Origin of the sequence: Flavobacterium sp. CFBP9031 (genome assembly GCF_034044945.1) — a bacterium.
GTDB lineage: Bacteria > Bacteroidota > Bacteroidia > Flavobacteriales > Flavobacteriaceae > Flavobacterium.
In genome coordinates this window covers 147,129-166,295 of the sequence record NZ_JAXCWF010000015.1, presented here as the reverse complement: position 1 = coordinate 166,295, position 19,167 = coordinate 147,129, and the positions used below count along the sequence as shown (strand labels likewise).

Here is a 19,167-nt window from a genome sequence, read left to right as displayed (position 1 = left end):
TCTCTAAGCTTTTTAATTATTTTTTTGTCACTTAGCGAAGTCGAAGGGCGTTCAATTAGACGTGGGTTTCGACTTCACTCAGCCTGACAAAAAGTATAATCCTCTTAATCTGTGTAATCTGTGGCCTATAAATTTACCTAAAAGTATATCGTAATCCCAAAAATCCGCGAATAGTTTGGTTCTGCCCATAAACATAAGTGGTGTCAAATGTCAAACCGTATGGATTGTCTGGTGTTACTAATACTTTTCCTGCCGAATCATATTGCACATTTTTATCAAATGGGTCGTTCGTTCTCGAAATCAAAAACGGATTATTTTGTTTTGGTGTAAAGTTCAACAGGTTTTTAATTCCTCCATAAACTTCAAAATCTTTCCATCCTGAATACGTAAACTGAATGTTCTGAATGCTATACCAAGGCGAATTTGGACTTCTCGGATCGGTTTCGCTCAACAAAGGCAATTTCATCGGACTGTAAACATTTCCTGTATAATCCATGGATAAATTCCAAGGTTGAATTTTGTATGAAACACTCCAAGTTCCGGTGAAATTCTCAGTCAAAAAGGGTCTTTCCGAAATTCCGTTTTCAACATTTTTGTTGTCTAAAACCGTTGCTCCAACAATAAATTTTAATCCAGAAGGAAAATTAAGATCGACATTTGTACTGATTCCTTGGCTTATTGCATAACCATCAATATTGTCGTAGATAATTTCGTTTGGATTAGTTTCGTAATCTGAAATAATCTTATTACTGAATCTCGTATAGAAAGCAGTCGTTTCAATTCCCATAAACGTTCCGTTTCCGAAATTGATTTTCTGAATGTAATTCAAATTAACATTTACAGATTGTTCGGGTTTCAAATCATTTTTAATAATAACATCTCTTGAACCCGTCAACGCCGCATGATCTTCGGTAAACAAATTCACAACTCTAAAACCCGTTCCAGCATTTAATCTAAAAATGGTGTTTTCGCTTGCCTTAAATCTATAGGCAAATCTTGGTGTAAAAATAGATCCGTGAATAGAGTTATAATCATAACGCATTCCCAACAAAACCTGACTTTTTGGAGAAAATGTAATTTCGTCCTGAACAAAAATTCCTGGAAGCCAAGTATTTTCAGCTTCTTTGGTTGCAGTCGTGTTATCGTCATAATAGGTATATCGGCTTGCGATTCCTGCCAGCAAATCGTTTCGTCCAATTTTTTTATCCCAAGTCAATTGCAAAAATCCAATTTTCTGATTGGCGATATACGAAGTTGTTCCATAACGGCTGTCCTGATAATGAACATTTCCAGAGAAAGAAAGCATCAATTTTTCTTCAAACGGCAATTGGTAACTTCCAATTAATTCGGCTCTTTTGGTATAAATACTTTCCCCATAAATTTCATCGCCTCCACGGTATTTTTTTTCCCAACGAATGTCTCCGCCCCAACGATCTTCATACATTCCGCGCGCTGCAATGGTAAATAATCGATTATGATTTCGTTTAAAACTCCATTTATTAAAAACCGAAATACGTTCAGAAAGCGTAACATCGGTAAAATTATCTTTGTCTTTATCTATAACTTGATCGTAGTTGAAGTAATTAATTCCGATAAGCGAAGTCGCTTTTTTTCCAACATTAAATTTCGTTCCTAAATCAAGATTGCTTTCAAAATAGGAAGTTGTAAAATAATCAGCAGAAAAAGTTGGTGCATTCGTTGGATTTTTAGTGATAATATTAATCAAACCACCAACGGCTTCACTCCCATAAAGAGACGACGCTGGACCTTTTACAATCTCGATTCGTTCCACCAAAGAATTCGGAATTCCAGACAAACCATAAACTGTCGAAAGACTGCTTACAATTGGCATTCCGTCTATCATAACCAAAGTGTATGGCCCTTCCAATCCGTTTATGTGAATGTCTCCCGTATTACAAACGCCACAATTCAACTGCGGGCGGACACCATTTATGTTCTGAAGCGCATCGTAAATACTTGGGGTTGGGTTTTTCTTAAAGAAAGTTGGAGAATATACCTCAACGGGAACGGCACTTTCTAATCGTTTTACAGGTTTTAGAGTTCCTGAAACTACCACTTCGTTCAATTCATTTTGATCTTCTTCTAATTCAAAATCCAAGTTCAGATTTTCATTTTCTAAAACTGAAATTCTTTGCGTTATGGGTTTGAATCCTGTTGAGGTTACATTTATTTTATATGTTCCGCTAGGAATATTTTCTAATTTATAAAGTCCTAAAGAATCAGTTTGTGTTCTAAAGTTTGTATTTAATAAACGAATGGTAATTTCCTGACCAATAGGAAGTATACTTTCTACTTTTCCAGTAATATTTTGAGAGAAAATGCTTTGTGTTGAAATTATTAATATTGTCAAAAATAAATATTTCATTGTTGTAAAATTAAATTTAGACAAAACTAAAAATTAAATTCGACAAACAATCATTCTTAAAACAAAAATTTCAAACTGATTGAAATCAAGATGTTATATTTTTTTAAAACCATATAAGTTATATAAGATAATTTAAGTTTGTGCTAAAATGGACTTATATAACTTATATGGCTTAACTACTCTTTTCTATTGACTAAAAATCTTCGTCAATAAGTTCTTTATTAATTACGGCGCCAGCAAAAGAACCGGTAGAAACCGCAATAGCCACAGATCGCATTTGTGTTGTGCAATCTCCGCTAGCAAAAATTCCAGCAATATTTGTTTTCTGCATGCCATCTACTTTTAACAAACCTTGTTCGCTACTATCGCATCCCAAAGTTTCAGGAATTGGACAATGCTGTTCAAAAGGCGGTCGGGCATAAATAGCTTTTACCTTCACTTTTTCTCCGTTATTAAAAATGATCTTTTTAATATAACCCTCATTATGCTCAAAAGAATCTATTTCTTCTTCGAAAATCTGAACACCATGATTTTTAAGAATTTGTGTTTGCTCTAAACTCAATTCCGATTTTCCGTTGGTGCATAATCTCAAGTCTTTTGTCCAATTGGAGATTAATTTAGCAAATTCAAATCCCATTTCACCATTGGCAATAATAGCAGTTTTTTCATTTTTTACTTCATAGCCATGACAATACGGACAATGCAAAACAGAAATTCCCCAACAAGCTGCAAAACCTTCAATTTCAGGAAGCAAATCTTTAACTCCCGTCGCAAACAATACTTTTTTCGAAGTAAAAATAACTCCCGACTCCATTTCAATTTCGAAACCGCCTTCTGTTTTAAGTGCTTTTATCGCAAGTCCATTAAAAAATTGAACAGTTTTATAAATGTCGACTTGTAATTTGGCTTTCGCCGAAATAACTGCTGGCTTCTCGCCATCTTGAGTAATAAAATTATGAGAATGCGGTGTCTGTCTGTTGCAAGGCAAACCGCTGTCGATAACCAAAACCTGACGTAATGAACGTCCTAAACTCATTGCGGCAGACAATCCGCTGTAACTGCCACCAATGATAATCACTTCAAAATGCTTCTGTTCCATATTTCTATCTTTAATGATTTTGTTTTCTATGTAATTTGTAATTGATTAAATGCCCGATGATCATTCCAATTCCTCCAAAATAAATCAGATCAAGATGAATTTCGAAAAAGAGTTCTGTCAAAATACTAATCCAAATCAGCGCCATTGAAACAACCAAAATTGACGATACCAACAGAGCTGATTTTTTTATAATTTTGAGAATTGCAAATAAACCTATCGAAGCAAATAGTAAATCTATAATTGGGTTGTGACTCAAGCCTAAAGGGAGAATCGTTAAAAGAGGAAAAATCAAACAATGCACCAGACAAATGGTCGCGCTCGAAATTCCTAAAATATCGTAAAAAGATGTGCTTATTTTCTTCATTATGTGTACTTTTGCTTAATGCAATTTTGTTGCAAATATATACAATTTTATCAATTGCAACATTGTTGCGTTTAAATTTTAATTCCGTAAAAAATGAAGACTACACGTAATACCGCAGCAAAGACAGCTGTTTTAGAGGTGTTTGAGAAATCTAAAACGGCTCTTTCGCATACCGAAATTCAGAAACAATTAAATGATTTGTGCGATCGCGTTACCATTTACAGAATTTTGGATCGTTTGATTAATGAAGATGTAATTCATAAGATTTCGAATTTGGATGGAACGGTAAAGTATGCCAAATGCAATCATTCGCATCAACGTGTACACATTCACAACCATGCTCACTTTAGTTGCGAGAATTGTCATGAGATTACTTGCCTTGAGACTGTAAAACCGAGTTACATTATGCCACACAATTATAAAGTGAACGAAATCAATTTTACGTTATCAGGATTATGTCCGAATTGTTTAAATTCTAACATTTAACTTTTAGACTCGTCTAAAAATATTGTTTCGCGAATATAATTTTTCTCTATATTTGTGAAAACAATACTTTTACAATGACCAAATCTTTAGAAGAAGTCCACGAATCGGTTTCTACAGAAAACAAAAAAAAAGGTTTTAGAAAAATTTTAGCCTTCTTAGGCCCTGCATATTTAGTAAGCGTTGGCTACATGGATCCAGGAAACTGGGCGACTGACATTGCCGGCGGAAGCCAATTCGGATACACTTTGGTTTGGGTTTTATTAATGAGCAATTTAATGGCGTTGCTTTTGCAGAGTTTAAGTGCGCGCCTCGGAATTGTAACACAGCGCGACCTTGCACAAGCCTCTCGAGAAACCTATTCCAAATACATCAACTACATTTTATACTTTCTTGCCGAAATTGCCATTGCGGCCTGCGATCTGGCAGAAGTTCTTGGAATGGCAATCGGAATTAATCTGCTTTTCGGAATTCCGTTGCTTGAAGCTGTTCTAATTACCGTTTTAGACACCTTTTTACTGCTTTTCCTGATCAATAAAGGAATTCGCAAGATGGAAGCCTTCATTATTGCTTTGGTTGCCATAATTGGCTTCTCTTTCATTTTCGAAATGATTTTTGCCGAGCCAGAAATGGGCAAAGTTTTACAAGGACTTATTCCTTCGATTCCAAATTCAGCCGCTTTATATATTGCAATCGGGATTATTGGGGCAACTGTAATGCCGCACAACTTGTACTTGCATTCGTCTTTAGTGCAAACCCGAAAATTTGATAGAACGCCAGCGGGAATCAAACAAGCTTTAAAATATAACTTTATAGATTCTACTATCGCCTTAAATCTTGCTTTCTTTGTAAATGCGGCTATTTTAATTCTGGCAGCAGCCACTTTCCATAAAAACGGAATGTATGAAGTGGCCGAAATTCAAGACGCGCACAAATTTTTAGAACCACTACTGGGAACAAAATGGGCACCAGCTTTATTTGCTATTGCGCTAATTGCTGCCGGGCAAAGTTCGACTGTAACAGGAACGCTCGCCGGGCAAATCGTAATGGAAGGTTATCTTCATTTTAGAATTCAGCCTTGGGTACGTAGAATTATAACACGTTTAATTGCCATTATACCAGCTGTAATCGTGATTTTGATTTATGGCGAAAGCGTAACCGGAAAGCTTTTAATTCTAAGTCAGGTCATTTTGAGTTTGCAATTAGGTTTTGCAATTATCCCGCTTATACATTTTGTGAGTGATAAGTCGAAAATGAAAGGTTTTCACATTTCGAGAACTACTCAAGTCGTATCTTGGATTATCGCAGCGATTATTGTTTCTTTAAATGCCAAATTGGTTTATGACGAAATCACTTCTTGGCTAGCAAACTCAAACCATCCGATGATTCTTTGGTTTACAGTAGTTCCTTTAGCATTCGGTTTTTTAGGTTTATTGCTCTACATCATTTTCAATCCTTTTATTGCAAAAGCAAAAAACAAAAACATAAATCATTCGCCTCATAATCTTAAATTGAAGTTTTCGCCAAGAGAAAGCCAAAGCATCAAAAACATTGCAGTTTCTGTCGATTTCTCACATGCCGACGAAGCGGCTTTGAATAAAGCCTTTGAATTGGGTGGCATTGACACCGAATATACCCTCATTCACATTGTAGAAACGGTCGGAGCCTTAATGTATGGCGTTCATGTTCACGATCACGAAACCACAATCGATGAGAAATTATTGCTGAAATACAAGGACATGCTTTCAGATAAAGGATTCAAGATCAAAACAGAACTTGGTTTTGGAAAACCAAACAAAGTAATTCCGAAAATTATAAACGAAGGAAATTTTGACATTCTCGTCATGGGAACCCACGGCCACACTGGATTGAAAGATATTCTTTTCGGCACAACAGTAGATAAATTGAGACATAAAATTTCAATACCTTTGTTGATTGTTAAATAAAGTTTCTAAGATGCTAAGCTACTAAAACTCTAAGGTTTTTATTAAAAAGCCTGAAAAGAAAACTTAGAATCTCAGCATCTTAGAAACTTAGAAGCTTAAAAAAAATGACCTTTTCAGAAGAAAATTACTTAAAATCGATATACCATCTAACAGCGGCTTTAGAAACTGAAGTGAGCACCAATGCTATTGCAGAAATTATGGAAACGAAAGCTTCCTCTGTGACCGATATGCTTAAAAAGTTGGCAGAGAAAGATTTAGTAAATTATAAAAAATATCAAGGAGTTTCTTTAACCGAAAACGGAAAACTGGCTGCAAAAATGATTGTGAGAAAACATCGTCTTTGGGAAGTATTTTTGGTGGAGAAACTAAACTTTAGCTGGGATGAAGTCCACGATATTGCGGAACAGTTGGAACACATCAAATCGGAGCAATTGATTAACCGTCTGGACGATTTTCTTGGAAATCCAACCGAAGATCCGCACGGCGATCCAATTCCGGATGCAAATGGACGAATCATTAAAATCGAGAAACACCTTTTATCAGAGCTTGAAGAGAATCAAATCGGAGTTTGTGTCGGCGTAAAAGATACTTCGTCAGAATTTTTAAAATATCTGGATAAACAAAGAATCGCTTTAGGATCAAAAATTGAATTGCTTTCTAAAGAATCCTTCGATCTATCGGTTAAAATTAAAGTGAATGATAGAGAATTGTCTATTTCTAATAAAATTGCTTCTAATTTGTTTGTGAAGCTGGTTTAAAGGTTATTTCGGAGAGATTCACAAAGAAGTTCACAGAGACACCCTTAAGAGTTTGAACAAGGTTTTTTCTGTCAGGCTGAGCGAAGTCGAAGCCCCCGCAAAGTGATTCTGCAAACGTAGGCTTCGACTTCGCTCAGCCTGACAAATAAGTTCTATAGCGACCATAGCCACTTAAATTATTCTTTAAACAATCCCCTTTTCAATCATTTCCAGCATAACTGGCGAAGCATTTTTAAAAGTTGGTGCTTGCTCGATAATACTTCCAGCGTTCTTTTTATTTACTTTAAACGTAACATCATCATCAGTTGTAAAAAGCAATGCCGTCAAAAAAGGATTTTTGATATGTGAGCCTAAAACCAACAAGGCTTCATCTAAAGTATGAATGCTTTCTATTTCTTCTGTTTTATATCGAAAAGTCAGCGAAATTGAGAATGTATTATCTTCATTGAGAACCAATCGGAAATAAACATTTTTGAGTTCTGTATCGCCCATGGTTTTGGCCAAAGTCAGTTTGGCGAAAGTTCCTTTTTGGATGCTTTCTTTAACTCGTTCACAAAAAAGGGCAAATATTGGTTCGTACATTTTTTTAAGTTGCTAAGGTTCTGAGATGCTAAGTTTTTTTTAAGAATCTTTGTCTTTTTTAACCGCAAAGGTCGCAAAGATTTACGCAAGGTTCGCTAAGTTTTTTAATTTTCCTTGTGTGCTTTGCGTAATCCCTTGCGACCTTTGCGGTTAAGAAAAAATTACTTTCCTGTAAATTCAGCTTTACGTTTTTCTAAGAATGCTGTGGTTCCTTCTTTAAAATCCTCGGTTCCAAAACATTCTCCGAATGATTTTATTTCAGTATCAAAACCATTTTTACCGTCTTTAAAGTTGGCATTGATTGCTTTGATTGCTTTTCCAATTGCGAATGGTGCATTTTTGATAATTTTCTGAGCGATTACGTTTGTAAATGACAGAAGTTCTTCTTGAGGCACAACATGATTTACTAAACCGTAATCTTTTGCTTGTTCAGCAGTAATCATAGCTGCGGTCATGATCATTTCCATTGCACGGCCTTTTCCAACTAATTGCGGTAAACGCTGTGTTCCACCATAACCAGGAATTAATCCTAAAGTTACTTCTGGAAGTCCCATTTTTGCATTGTCTGAAGCAACTCTAAAATGACATGCCATTGCCAATTCTAATCCGCCGCCAAGAGCAAAACCATTAACGGCTGCAATAACTGGCTTTTTAAGGTTTTCGATGAAATCAAATAAAGACTCCTGTCCTTCAGCAGCTAGTTGTGCTCCTTCAACAGTGGTATAATTTGCAAATTCCGAAATATCTGCCCCAGCAACAAAGGCTTTCTCTCCGCTTCCGGTTAAAATAATAATACGAACATCATCATTTTTAGATAATGATTGAATCGCATTACTCAGATCACTAATGGTTGCTTTGTTTAAAGCATTTAATTTAGTTGGTCTGTTAATAGTGATGGTAGCAACTTTTTCTACAATTGAAATTAAGATATTTTCGTAATCCATGACGCTATATTTATGAGTTGGTGATAGGGAGAGAAACCGTAAATGTTGTTCCTTTTCCGTAAGTTGACTCAAAGGTAATTGTTCCTTTGTAATTTTCGATAATGTTTTTGATAATTCCGAGTCCAAGTCCCATACCGCTGGTTTTGGTAGTAAATTTTGGTTCGAAAATTCTTCCGATATCTTGTTTCTGAATACCGATTCCGTTGTCTTTTACGGCAATTTCAACATCGTTATTTCGCCTTTTTACCGAAACTACTATCGATTTCTGAAATTGACTTTCTGGAATAGCCTGAGTGGCATTTTTAACCAAGTTGGTAATTACACGAATCAATTGCGTACGATCCATTTTGGAAATGATTTCTTCTTCTTCTTTTTCAAAAGAAATATAATCTTCGTTGAAGATATCCAAAGCCAATTCGACAACCTCAACTACATTCAGCGTTTCGTTTTGCTGTGCTGGCATCGAAGCAAAGTTTGAAAATGCGGAAGCAACAGCTGTCATTGTATCTATCTGTTGAATTAAAGTTTCGGAGTAATCATTCATTTTCTGCTTCACATCTGGAGCAGCAGGATCGAATTTTCTTTGGAAACTCTGAACCGTCAAACGCATCGGCGTAAGCGGATTTTTAATTTCGTGCGCGACCTGTTTCGCCATTTCACGCCAAGCTTCTTCACGTTCGCTTTGCGCTAGTTTGATAGCACTGGTTTCCAATTTGTCTACCATTCCGTTGTAAGCTCTAATCAAGAAATTAACTTCTTTACTGTTGGCTTCCAGAACAATTTTTTCGTTCTTCTGATCCAGATTAGTCTCTTCTAGTCGCTCTGAAATCGTTTTTAATGATTTCGTGATATACGTTGAAAGGAAATACGCCAATGCAAAAGCAACAATCAGCATAAAAGAATAAACCTGACTCAGACGAATTAGGAAAGTATTCAACTCGTTATCATAATAACCATCGTCTTCTAAATAAGGAAGATTCAGGATTCCAAGCGGTTTAAATTTTTCGTCTTTAATTAAACTGTATGAAGAGCGGTTTTTGACTCCATCGATAGTTTTAATATCCACAAAACGTTTTTCGATGGAAGAACGAACCAGTTTAAGAATATATTCTGGAATTGGAGGTGCAATTTTATCTACAGCGAAAGATTCTTTGGATGACTTTAAAAGTTTTCCATCCAAACTGTAAATGTTGATTTCAATTTTATGAATCTGCGCTAACTCGTGAATTTTATCTTTAAAGATTAAATCTAAATTCTGAGTTTTTAGCGGATAAGTTGTAGTTGCCAGAACATAATTAATATGTTCTTTTACCGCATTTTCTTTTCGTTCTAAACGTTCCTGATGGTATTCTTTGGCCTCAGTTTTAAACTGAATAATCGAAATCGAAGCCAATAAAAAAGATGCCACAACAATCAATACAATCATCGATAGGAAAATCCTAGTTCGAAGTGATAGCATTGTCATTTTGAAGTTTAGCATGTTTTTAGTGATTAGTGAATAGTAATTAGTGAATAGTAAAAGCTTGAAACTAATTACTATTCACTTTTTACTAATTACTTTTTTTCTCTTATTCTTTTATAAAATCGGAAACCCAGCATAATTAAAACGGAGAATAAAATAATTCCGATTACGCCGAAAATCCAGTTGATGGCACTTTTTAAAACTACTAAAAAGACAACCGCAAATAGAATAATGGTTGCGCCTTCATTCCATAAACGCATAAAATTATTGGTATATTTTACCTCATCGTTTTGCAGTTGTTTAAAAATCTGATGACATTTTCCGTGATATAAATATAAAAGAAAAACGAAACATAATTTTACGTGCATCCATGGCATTTTGATCCAAACACTTCCCGCATCTGTAAAAAACAACATCCAAAAAGCAAAAATACTCGCCAAAACCGCCGATGGCCAAGTAATAATGTACCACAAACGATAGGCCATTATTTTGTATTGCGCCTGCAGAATTTCTTTTTCTGGCGAAGGTTTTTCATTGGCTTCAATTTGATAAACAAACAAACGCACAATATAAAACAAACCCGCAAACCAAGTAATTACAAAAATAAGATGCAGTGATTTTAAGTAATTATAGTATTCCATTATTTTCGGTTTAAAGTTTCAGGTTTAAAGTTTCAAGTTATCAACTTTGAGAAAAACTTGAAACCTGAAACTTGAAACTAAATATTATTTCGCCCAATCATTAATCCAGTTAGAAACCGTCTTACACCATTCGTCATCGTCATTCAAACAAGGAATTGCTAAGAACTCTTCTCCTCCATTTGCTTCAAAATCCTCTTTGGCGCGCATGGCAATTTCTTCTAAAGTTTCTAAACAATCTGAAACGAAAGCCGGTGTAACAACTGCCAATTTCTTGATTCCTTTTGCTGGCATGTTATCAATTTCAACATCGGTATAAGGTTCCAACCATTTATCTCCCGCTAAACGTGATTGAAATGTCAGACTGTATTTATCTTCAGGAAGCCCTAATAATTTTACAACTTGTCTTGTTGTTTCGTAACATTGGTGACGATAACAAAACTCGTGCGCTGGTGAAGGCGTATTGCAACAAGAACCGTCAATTTTACAATGCGATTTAGTTACATCCGTTTTGCGAATATGACGCTCTGGAATTCCGTGGTAAGAAAACAATAAATGATCGTAATCAAAACCAACTAAATGTTTCTGAATTGAATCGGCTAAATTCTTGATATAATCCGGTTTATTGTAAAATGCCGGAACATCTGTAAACTTCATGTGTGGGAATTTCTTCTTACGGATTTCCTCTGCTTTTACTAAAATAGTCAAAGTTGAAGCCATTGCATATTGTGGATATAAAGGAAAAAGCATTACATCTGTAACTCCTTTATCGCTCAATTCTTGAAGTCCTTTTTCGATTGTCATACTTCCGTAACGCATTGCTAAAGAAACAGGAACATTTACAAGAGGCTGAACCTTTTTCTGCATTCTTTCTGAAAGAACAACTAATGGAGAACCTTCTTCCCACCAAATTTTTGCATAAGCATGCGCAGATTCTTCTGGTCTTTTTCTTAAAATAATACCGCGAACTAATAATGCTCTTAATAAATACGGAACATCGATCACGTATTTATCCATTAAAAATTCATCTAAATAAGGTTTAACATCTTTTGGAGTTGGACTTTCTGGAGATCCAAGATTTACTAATAATACGCCTTTCATTATTGTTTTTTTGCATTAGGCTTTAAGCATTAGGCTTTAAGCTTTTATTTGTTTTTAAAAATTTCGTCAAAAGTAGAACTTGCTACTTTTTAGAAATATGATAATTATTACTTTTTAATTATGTCTTTATTTATAAAATTGATTTCTCTCGCAGATTCGGGAAATTTAGCAACTATTTATTTTGTGCCAATTCGTGAATTAGTGGCGAACAAAAACTTACACATTCGCATTAATCGACATTAAATACTTCTTTGGAGTTGTCGCAAATTTTTTCTTGAATGCCGCGATGAAATGACTTCCTGTACTGTAACCGATTTTCAAACCAACTTCATTTACATTATAGGAACCGCTGTCTAAAAGTTTTCGGGCGAAATCCATTTTGTAATCGAAAAGAAAACCGTATACCGTGTCGCCGTAAATTTGTTTGAAACCCATTTTAAGTTTCTTCAAATTCAAACCAATTTCGTCTGCCAATTCTTGCAATCCTGGCGGTTCGGCCATATTAGCGATAATAATTTCTTTAGCTTTTCTGATTTTCAGAACGTTATCTTCATCAATTAAAAACGGACATTGTTCTGCATTTGGATCTTCAGTTCTATTAAAATACAAACTCAATAATTCGTATCCTTTTCCTTTATAATAAAGGTTTTTTATAGACGGATGAAGATTGTAATGAAACAACTGACTCAGCACAATCGCCATTGACGGACTGATATTTCCTTCGTTATAATACTTTTTATCCTTATTGTCTGGACTCAAAAAAGTAATATAATCGGCTTCGGCAGAAAACAACGCGTGAAATTTTTTAATCGATACAATTACCGAAATCGCCCAAGAGTTTGGAGCCAATTCTAAATTTAGCGGTAATTCTTTCTGCGGATTGTATAAAAGTAGCGATTTTTCTTCTTTCAATTCTAAAGCATAATTGCCTTGATTGAATAAGAATTTTGCATTTCCTTTTATCCCGAAGTGAAACTGTATCAGGCCAGTACCTATTATTTCATGCTGTGCATAAAATGGCTCTAGACCGTCATTTTGAAAACGGATCAGCGTAAAGTCGTCTTCAATTTTTATAATTTCTTGAGAACCCATAGCGATATTTTTTTGAAACAAAAATCGAAACAAACTCAAAATGTTATTTAGAACGACTCTAAACTAATCACTTCAAATGAGTTGATTTTGCTACAAAAGTAGTCCTTTTTACTCAAAAACACCTATTTAGGTTCAAAAAAACATACAGCGACATAAAAAGTACTTTTAGCGTTATTTTTATCGATGGTATAGTAATAATTTTGTTGCACTTTTATGAAAGTGAATTTATGGAAAACAATAACGTACCGAAACACCTTTATTTTTACTCAGTTGGTCTGAGTTATAAAAAAGCTGATGCTGAGGTTAGAGGTCAATTTAGTTTGGATGCCGTTGCGAAAACACGTTTACTGGAACAAGCTAAAAACGATGGAATAGAAAGTTTACTGGTTACTTCAACTTGCAACAGAACCGAAATCTACGGTTTTGCCGAACACCCATTTCAATTAATAAAACTTATCTGCGACAACAGCAACGGTTCTGTCGATGCTTTTCAAAAAGTTGGTTTCGTTTACAAAAATCAAGAAGCAATTAATCATATGTTTCGCGTAGGAACTGGTTTAGACAGTCAGATCTTAGGCGATTTCGAAATTATATCTCAAATAAAAACCAGTTTTACACATTCAAAATCAATGGGATTAGCCAATGCTTTTATGGAAAGATTGGTCAATGCGGTAATTCAGGCAAGCAAAAGAATTAAAACGGAAACAGAAATTAGTTCTGGTGCTACTTCAGTTTCTTTTGCATCTGTACAATATATTTTGAAGAATGTTGAAGATATCAGCAACAAAAACATTTTACTTTTTGGAACTGGAAAAATCGGGAGAAACACGTGTGAGAATTTAGTAAAACATACCAAAAACGAACACATTACTTTAATCAACCGTACTAAAGATAAAGCAGAAAAATTAGCAGGAAAATTAAATCTAATTGTTAAAGATTACTCTGAATTACATTTAGAACTTCAAAAAGCCGATGTTGTGGTTGTTGCAACTGGCGCTCAAAACCCAACGGTTGACAAAGCGATTTTGAATCTTAAAAAACCTTTGTTGATTCTGGATTTGTCGATTCCGAAAAACGTAAATGAAAACGTAGAAGAATTAGAAGGTGTAACTTTAATCCACATGGATTATCTGTCTCAATTGACAGATGAAACTTTGGAAAACAGAAAATTACACATTCCGGCAGCTGAAGCAATCATCGAAGAAATCAAAGAAGAATTTGTTACTTGGATGAAAGGCAGAAAATTTGCTCCGACAATCAATGCTTTAAAAGAAAAATTAAACGCTATTAAAGCTTCAGAACTAGATTTTCAAAGCAAAAAAATTGCCGATTTTAATGAAGAGCAAGCTGAAATCATCAGTAACAGAATCATTCAAAAAATCACTACACATTTCGCAAATCATTTAAAAGACGACGATACCATGGTCGATGAAAGCATCGAATGGATCGAGAAAGTCTTCAAAATAAAAGCATCTTAAATACAGTTTAAACCATACAAGTTATCTAAGTTCATTTAAAAACTGTGTTTTACCCAAACCGCTTAAATTTACTTATATAACTTATATAGTTTAAAAAAACAAAAAGTTATATCACACTATTTAAACTGTGTTTTACTCAAACCGCTTAAATTTACTTATATAACTTATATGGTTTAAAAAACAAAACATGGCTGAAAAAACAATCAGAATTGGAACGCGTGACAGCGAATTAGCACTTTGGCAAGCACATACTGTCGAGAAAAAACTAAACGACTTAGGTTATAAAACCTCGATTGTTGCGGTTAAATCTCAAGGCGATATTATTCTGGATAAACCTCTTTACGAATTAGGGATTACTGGAATTTTTACCAAAACGCTTGATATTGCTATGATCAATGGCGATGTTGATATTGCAGTGCATTCTATGAAAGATGTTCCAACGGCTTTACCAAAAGGTATCGTTCAAGGTGCTGTTTTATCAAGAGCCAATGTTCTGGACATTTTAGTTCATAAAGGAAATCCTGACTTTACAAATCCAAGTACCATTGCAACTGGAAGTTTGCGTCGCCAGGCACAATGGTTCAATAAATACCCAAATCATACTGTTGTAGATTTACGTGGGAACGTAAATACGCGTATGCAAAAACTTCAGGACAATAATTGGGATGGAGCTGTTTTTGCAGCTGCAGGTTTAGAGCGCATCAACTTAAAACCTGAAAATTATATCAATTTAGATTGGATGATTCCTGCTCCAGCACAAGGCGCAATGCTTGTCGTGGGAATGGAAAATGACAATTATACACTGGATGCCCTTTCGCAGTTAAATGATATCGAAACTGAAATTTGCACCTATATCGAACGTCAGTTTTTGAGAACGCTTGAAGGTGGATGTACTGCTCCAATTGGTGCTCTAGTAAATTATAATGAAGATGAAGATACTTTGCATTTTCAAGGTGTTTTACTTTCTATTGACGGAAAACAAAAACTAGAAATCAACAAAACGGTTGATATTTCAGAATGGAAAAAATTAGGTTTCAATTCTGCTCATGAGATTTTGAATAATGGTGGAACAGAATTAATGCAGAAAATTAAAGAATCTTTGAAGAAATAATGGCAAACGCAGTTCAAATACTATCTACTAAAATATTATCTCCTCTTCATAAACAAGAGCTGATGAAATATGGCGTAGAATTAATAGAAGCCGATTTCATTAAAACCGAAAACAAACCCTTCGAATTAAAAGACATTAACGAAAGCCTGATTTTTACAAGTCAGAATGCTGTTCACAGTGTTTTATCAGACCCAAAATCAGAAGAACTAAAAAAGAAAAACGTGTACTGCGTGGGTCTTAAGACCAAAACGCTTTTAAGCGATAATGGTTTTAATGTAGTGGCTTATACCGGCTATGCATCAGATTTAGCAGAAATTATCACTTTGATTTATGCGAATGAAAGCTACACTTTTTTTAGCGGAAATCTTAGAAGAGACACTTTGCCTGAAGCTTTCAAAGAAAACGGAATTAAATTCAATGAAATTCAGGTTTACGAAACCACACTTCAGCCACAGAAAATAAAAGCAAATCCTGAAGCGATTTTGTTTTTTAGTCCGTCTGGAGTCAAAAGTTATCTGAAACATAATACCATCAATAAACAAATCTGCTTTTGCATTGGTGATACTACCGCAGAAGCTTTATCAAAAATCACAAAGAATATCATCATCGCAGATCAGCCCACAATTGAAGACGTGATTGAAGATGTAATTCACGAATACAAATAAATTAAAGCAATAAGCTTTAGGCAGTAAGCCGTAAGCAAAAAAATCATAGTTAAAAACAAGCTTAAAGCCTAAAGCTTAAAGCCTAAAGCAAGAAAAAATGTTAAAAAACGACCTATTTTTAAGAGCATTAAAAGGAGAAACTGTGCAACGTCCGCCGGTATGGATGATGCGTCAGGCAGGAAGATATTTACCTGAATTTAGAGAACTTCGTGATAAATATGATTTTTTTACGCGTTGTGAAACTCCAGAATTAGCTGCTGAAATTACAGTTCAACCTATCCGAAGAATCGCTCCAGATGCTGCGATTTTATTTTCGGATATTTTAGTAGTTCCACGTGCTATGGGAATTCATGTAGAATTAAAAGACAATTTGGGACCAATTATTCCAAATCCGATTCGTTCTCTAGCAGATGTTCATAAAGTTTACGTTCCAGATGTAAATGAGACTTTAGGCTACGTTTTTGACGCTGTGAAATTGACTAAGGAAATGCTGAATGATGAAGTTCCGTTAATTGGTTTCGCAGGTTCGCCTTGGACTATTTTCTGCTACGCTGTTGAAGGAAAAGGTTCTAAAAGTTTTGATACTGCAAAAGGATTCTGTTTCTCAAACCCAGCTGCAGCACATACTTTATTGCAAAAAATTACCGATACGACTATTTTATATTTAAAAGAAAAAGTAAAGTCGGGAGTAAATGCCGTTCAGATTTTTGATTCTTGGGGAGGAATGCTTTCTCCTGTTGATTATCAGGAATTTTCATGGAAATACATCAACCAGATTGTTGACGCTTTAGCTGATATTACTCCTGTTATTGTTTTCGGAAAAGGATGCTGGTTTGCTCTTGGCGAAATGGGTAAAAGTAAAGCTTCTGCATTAGGAGTTGACTGGACTTGTTCGGCTAGAAATGCTCGTTATTTGTCTGGTGGAAATATTACTTTACAAGGAAATTTTGATCCGTCAAGATTACTTTCTCCAATTCCGACTATCAAGAAAATGGTTCATGAAATGATCGATGAGTTCGGAAAAGATAAATATATCGTAAATTTAGGTCACGGAATTTTACCAAATATACCTGTAGATCACGCCAAAGCGTTTATTGACGCTGTGAAGGAATACGGAAACTAGTATTCAGTTTTCAGTCGCAGTTTTTAGATTTTACTGCGACTGAAAACTAAAACTCAAAACTCAAAAACATGCTCAACAAAGGTTTAAGAGACGAAGAAAAAATCAGAATTGATAACGTTCTCAAAACGTTACGAACTCTTGTTTTTGTACCTTATCCTTTGACTGTTTTACAAAAAACAGAAATTGAAAATCAACTGAAAGAATTTGGATTAAATATTGAAACTTTAGTCGATTATTCAAATGACGAATTAATCACATTATTAATGCGTCTTCATTTTGATTGGGATCAATTAGAACAATTTGCTGATGTTTTAATTGAATTTTCTAAAATAGAAAACTATACTTTTACAGGAAAAGCATTGGCCGTTTATCAATATATCCAACAAGAAAGCAAGGTTTTTTCTTTCGGAATCAATACTAAAATTACTTCTCTAAAAGACAAATAAAAATGAGTTTTACAGATTGGAAAATAGACCGAATTGAAAACATTCTTCCCGAAGAATTCTATAGATTAATTGATAAAAATAGAAATCATATCGGACACACTTTTCCCGTTACGCTGGCTAATTCTGACTCACCAGAAAATGCCGAAAACTTTTTATCGGTTAGCAAAGACAAAGAAAAAAACAACGAAGGATATTATTTTTATGCTAGAGAAATTGACACAAATGATTTAATAGGTTATTTATGTGTAAAAACCATTGATTACCAGATTTCAAAATGTGAATTAGGCTATTTTATCGACGAAGATTTTCAAGGAAAAGGGATCACGTCCAAAATGGTATCACATGCCTTGGAATTTTGCTTTAACGAATTACTGATGAACAAAGTTTTCATTTGTACATCAGAAGTTAATCTGGCGAGTCAGAGCATCGCATTGAAACATAATTTTAAACAAGAAGGAATTTTAAGAGACGAATTTCGAAACGGTGATGGAGAATTGCAAAACACTGTTTACTTCGGATTGCTTAAATCAGAATATATTAAACCATGAAAGACAAATTTTACGCATACATACAAAATTTACAAGACCAAATCTGTGCTGGATTAGAAGCTGTTGACGGAACTACAAAATTCCGTGAAGACTTATGGAAACGTCCTGAAGGCGGAGGCGGGAGAACGCGCGTTATAGAAAACGGTGCTGTTTTTGAAAAAGGCGGTGTCAACATTTCTGCTGTTCATGGAAAACTTCCTGAAACGATGCAAAAAATGTTTGGCGTTGGCGAAGCCGATTTCTTTGCTTGTGGATTAAGCTTGGTCATTCACCCGAAAAACCCGATGGTTCCTACTGTTCACGCCAATTGGCGATATTTCGAAATGTATGACGAAAACGGAAATGTAATTGAACAATGGTTTGGTGGCGGACAGGATTTAACACCATATTATTTGTTTGAAGAAGATGCAAAACATTTTCACCAAACGTGTAAAACCGCTTGTGACAAACACAATCCAGAGTTTTATTCAAAATATAAAAAACAGTGCGATTCGTATTTCTGGAATGCACACCGAAATGAAGCCCGCGGACTTGGCGGTTTGTTCTTTGATTATTGCAAAGCAAGTGAAGCAATGTCAATGGAAAACTGGTACGATTTTGTAACCGAAGTTGGAAATAGTTTTCTTGAAGCTTATGTACCAATTGTAGAAAGAAGAAAGAATTTAGAATATACTCCAGAAAACAGAAACTGGCAGGAAATCCGTCGCGGTCGTTATGTGGAGTTTAATCTAGTACACGATAAAGGAACTTTATTCGGATTAAAAACCAACGGAAGAATTGAAAGTATTTTAATGAGTTTGCCTCCGCATGTTCAATGGGTTTACGATCATCATCCAGAAGCGGGAAGCGAAGAGGAGAAATTGATAAATATATTGCAGAACCCGATTGAGTGGATTTCTTAATCTAAAAATTTATTTAACACATAGAAACATAGATTTAAA

19 protein-coding genes are annotated in these 19,167 nt (G+C 34.9%); 10 read left to right on the top strand and 9 right to left on the bottom strand.

The annotated features are described in order from the left end of the window. Positions 1–133 precede the first annotated feature (133 nt). The 3 genes from SOM12_RS21735 to SOM12_RS21725 all read right to left on the bottom strand — a co-directional run bounded on the left by SOM12_RS21735 (position 134) and on the right by SOM12_RS21725 (position 3,849). On the bottom strand, positions 134–2,386 hold the full coding sequence (locus SOM12_RS21735; RefSeq protein ID WP_095930230.1) for a TonB-dependent receptor: 2,253 nt from the start codon (positions 2,384–2,386) through the stop codon (positions 134–136). A gap of 193 nt (positions 2,387–2,579) precedes the next feature. Next, positions 2,580–3,485, bottom strand: coding sequence for an NAD(P)/FAD-dependent oxidoreductase (locus SOM12_RS21730; RefSeq protein WP_320495444.1), 906 nt, complete (start codon positions 3,483–3,485; stop codon positions 2,580–2,582). A gap of 10 nt (positions 3,486–3,495) precedes the next feature. Continuing rightward, the gene (locus SOM12_RS21725; protein WP_095930228.1) at positions 3,496–3,849 is read right to left on the bottom strand and encodes a MerC domain-containing protein; all 354 of its coding nucleotides are present in this window, start codon (positions 3,847–3,849) and stop codon (positions 3,496–3,498) included. A gap of 93 nt (positions 3,850–3,942) precedes the next feature. On the opposite strand from SOM12_RS21725, the gene SOM12_RS21720 reads away from it, so the two are divergent. From SOM12_RS21720 to SOM12_RS21710, 3 genes are all read left to right on the top strand, one after another. Beyond that, on the top strand, positions 3,943–4,335 hold the full coding sequence (locus SOM12_RS21720; RefSeq protein ID WP_177211585.1) for a Fur family transcriptional regulator: 393 nt from the start codon (positions 3,943–3,945) through the stop codon (positions 4,333–4,335). A 74-nt stretch (positions 4,336–4,409) separates the two neighbouring features. After that, positions 4,410–6,278 carry an Nramp family divalent metal transporter gene (locus tag SOM12_RS21715; protein ID WP_095930226.1) on the top strand — a complete coding sequence of 623 codons (1,869 nt, stop codon included), beginning with the start codon at positions 4,410–4,412 and terminating at the stop codon, positions 6,276–6,278. Between the two features lie 104 nt (positions 6,279–6,382). Further along, positions 6,383–7,036 (top strand): metal-dependent transcriptional regulator, encoded by a 654-nt coding sequence (locus SOM12_RS21710; protein WP_320495441.1) that lies wholly within the window; start codon positions 6,383–6,385, stop codon positions 7,034–7,036. A gap of 183 nt (positions 7,037–7,219) precedes the next feature. Here SOM12_RS21710 and SOM12_RS21705 read toward each other — a convergent pair whose 3' ends face one another. The 6 genes from SOM12_RS21705 to SOM12_RS21680 all read right to left on the bottom strand — a co-directional run bounded on the left by SOM12_RS21705 (position 7,220) and on the right by SOM12_RS21680 (position 12,855). Next, entirely contained in the window at positions 7,220–7,618 is a 399-nt protein-coding gene (locus tag SOM12_RS21705) for a hypothetical protein (protein ID WP_320495439.1), read from the bottom strand. A gap of 161 nt (positions 7,619–7,779) precedes the next feature. Further along, a complete protein-coding gene (locus SOM12_RS21700) occupies positions 7,780–8,562 on the bottom strand; it encodes an enoyl-CoA hydratase/isomerase family protein (RefSeq protein WP_095930223.1) in 783 nt (260 codons plus the stop codon). 10 nt (positions 8,563–8,572) lie between these two features. After that, on the bottom strand, positions 8,573–9,988 hold the full coding sequence (locus tag SOM12_RS21695; RefSeq protein WP_095930222.1) for a sensor histidine kinase: 1,416 nt from the start codon (positions 9,986–9,988) through the stop codon (positions 8,573–8,575). 128 nt (positions 9,989–10,116) lie between these two features. Next, positions 10,117–10,665 carry a CopD family protein gene (locus tag SOM12_RS21690; RefSeq protein WP_095930221.1) on the bottom strand — a complete coding sequence of 183 codons (549 nt, stop codon included), beginning with the start codon at positions 10,663–10,665 and terminating at the stop codon, positions 10,117–10,119. A gap of 84 nt (positions 10,666–10,749) precedes the next feature. After that, positions 10,750–11,763 carry a ferrochelatase gene (gene hemH, locus SOM12_RS21685; RefSeq protein ID WP_095930220.1) on the bottom strand — a complete coding sequence of 338 codons (1,014 nt, stop codon included), beginning with the start codon at positions 11,761–11,763 and terminating at the stop codon, positions 10,750–10,752. A gap of 216 nt (positions 11,764–11,979) precedes the next feature. After that, positions 11,980–12,855 (bottom strand): helix-turn-helix domain-containing protein, encoded by an 876-nt coding sequence (locus SOM12_RS21680; RefSeq protein WP_095930219.1) that lies wholly within the window; start codon positions 12,853–12,855, stop codon positions 11,980–11,982. A 227-nt stretch (positions 12,856–13,082) separates the two neighbouring features. On the opposite strand from SOM12_RS21680, the gene hemA reads away from it, so the two are divergent. The 7 genes from hemA to hemF all read left to right on the top strand — a co-directional run bounded on the left by hemA (position 13,083) and on the right by hemF (position 19,128). Continuing rightward, positions 13,083–14,333, top strand: a complete 1,251-nt coding sequence (gene hemA, locus SOM12_RS21675; protein WP_012023029.1) for a glutamyl-tRNA reductase — start codon at positions 13,083–13,085, stop codon at positions 14,331–14,333. A 187-nt stretch (positions 14,334–14,520) separates the two neighbouring features. Beyond that, positions 14,521–15,444 (top strand): hydroxymethylbilane synthase, encoded by a 924-nt coding sequence (hemC, locus tag SOM12_RS21670; RefSeq protein WP_320495436.1) that lies wholly within the window; start codon positions 14,521–14,523, stop codon positions 15,442–15,444. Next, on the top strand, positions 15,444–16,109 hold the full coding sequence (locus SOM12_RS21665; protein WP_095930217.1) for a uroporphyrinogen-III synthase: 666 nt from the start codon (positions 15,444–15,446) through the stop codon (positions 16,107–16,109). Before hemC ends, SOM12_RS21665 begins: the two co-directional genes overlap by 1 nt. A 97-nt stretch (positions 16,110–16,206) precedes the next feature. Beyond that, positions 16,207–17,232, top strand: a complete 1,026-nt coding sequence (gene hemE, locus SOM12_RS21660; protein ID WP_111377708.1) for a uroporphyrinogen decarboxylase — start codon at positions 16,207–16,209, stop codon at positions 17,230–17,232. Between the two features lie 68 nt (positions 17,233–17,300). Beyond that, entirely contained in the window at positions 17,301–17,678 is a 378-nt protein-coding gene (locus SOM12_RS21655; RefSeq protein WP_320495432.1) for a hypothetical protein, read from the top strand. Between the two features lie 2 nt (positions 17,679–17,680). Further along, positions 17,681–18,226 carry a GNAT family protein gene (locus SOM12_RS21650; RefSeq protein ID WP_320495430.1) on the top strand — a complete coding sequence of 182 codons (546 nt, stop codon included), beginning with the start codon at positions 17,681–17,683 and terminating at the stop codon, positions 18,224–18,226. Next, on the top strand, positions 18,223–19,128 hold the full coding sequence (gene hemF, locus SOM12_RS21645) for an oxygen-dependent coproporphyrinogen oxidase (RefSeq protein ID WP_320495428.1): 906 nt from the start codon (positions 18,223–18,225) through the stop codon (positions 19,126–19,128). The genes SOM12_RS21650 and hemF overlap by 4 nt, the downstream gene beginning before the upstream one ends. Positions 19,129–19,167 lie beyond the last annotated feature (39 nt).

Bases quoted from the DNA above. Each gene is read 5' to 3' on its own strand.
- SOM12_RS21735 (WP_095930230.1), bottom strand. From the start codon at position 2,386: ATGAAATATTTATTTTTGACAATATTAATAATTTCAACACAAAGCATT.
- SOM12_RS21730 (WP_320495444.1), bottom strand. From the start codon at position 3,485: ATGGAACAGAAGCATTTTGAAGTGATTATCATTGGTGGCAGTTACAGC.
- SOM12_RS21725 (WP_095930228.1), bottom strand. From the start codon at position 3,849: ATGAAGAAAATAAGCACATCTTTTTACGATATTTTAGGAATTTCGAGC.
- SOM12_RS21720 (WP_177211585.1), top strand. From the start codon at position 3,943: ATGAAGACTACACGTAATACCGCAGCAAAGACAGCTGTTTTAGAGGTG.
- SOM12_RS21715 (WP_095930226.1), top strand. From the start codon at position 4,410: ATGACCAAATCTTTAGAAGAAGTCCACGAATCGGTTTCTACAGAAAAC.
- SOM12_RS21710 (WP_320495441.1), top strand. From the start codon at position 6,383: ATGACCTTTTCAGAAGAAAATTACTTAAAATCGATATACCATCTAACA.
- SOM12_RS21705 (WP_320495439.1), bottom strand. From the start codon at position 7,618: ATGTACGAACCAATATTTGCCCTTTTTTGTGAACGAGTTAAAGAAAGC.
- SOM12_RS21700 (WP_095930223.1), bottom strand. From the start codon at position 8,562: ATGGATTACGAAAATATCTTAATTTCAATTGTAGAAAAAGTTGCTACC.
- SOM12_RS21695 (WP_095930222.1), bottom strand. From the start codon at position 9,988: ATGATTGTATTGATTGTTGTGGCATCTTTTTTATTGGCTTCGATTTCG.
- SOM12_RS21690 (WP_095930221.1), bottom strand. From the start codon at position 10,665: ATGGAATACTATAATTACTTAAAATCACTGCATCTTATTTTTGTAATT.
- hemH (WP_095930220.1), bottom strand. From the start codon at position 11,763: ATGAAAGGCGTATTATTAGTAAATCTTGGATCTCCAGAAAGTCCAACT.
- SOM12_RS21680 (WP_095930219.1), bottom strand. From the start codon at position 12,855: ATGGGTTCTCAAGAAATTATAAAAATTGAAGACGACTTTACGCTGATC.
- hemA (WP_012023029.1), top strand. From the start codon at position 13,083: ATGGAAAACAATAACGTACCGAAACACCTTTATTTTTACTCAGTTGGT.
- hemC (WP_320495436.1), top strand. From the start codon at position 14,521: ATGGCTGAAAAAACAATCAGAATTGGAACGCGTGACAGCGAATTAGCA.
- SOM12_RS21665 (WP_095930217.1), top strand. From the start codon at position 15,444: ATGGCAAACGCAGTTCAAATACTATCTACTAAAATATTATCTCCTCTT.
- hemE (WP_111377708.1), top strand. From the start codon at position 16,207: ATGTTAAAAAACGACCTATTTTTAAGAGCATTAAAAGGAGAAACTGTG.
- SOM12_RS21655 (WP_320495432.1), top strand. From the start codon at position 17,301: ATGCTCAACAAAGGTTTAAGAGACGAAGAAAAAATCAGAATTGATAAC.
- SOM12_RS21650 (WP_320495430.1), top strand. From the start codon at position 17,681: ATGAGTTTTACAGATTGGAAAATAGACCGAATTGAAAACATTCTTCCC.
- hemF (WP_320495428.1), top strand. From the start codon at position 18,223: ATGAAAGACAAATTTTACGCATACATACAAAATTTACAAGACCAAATC.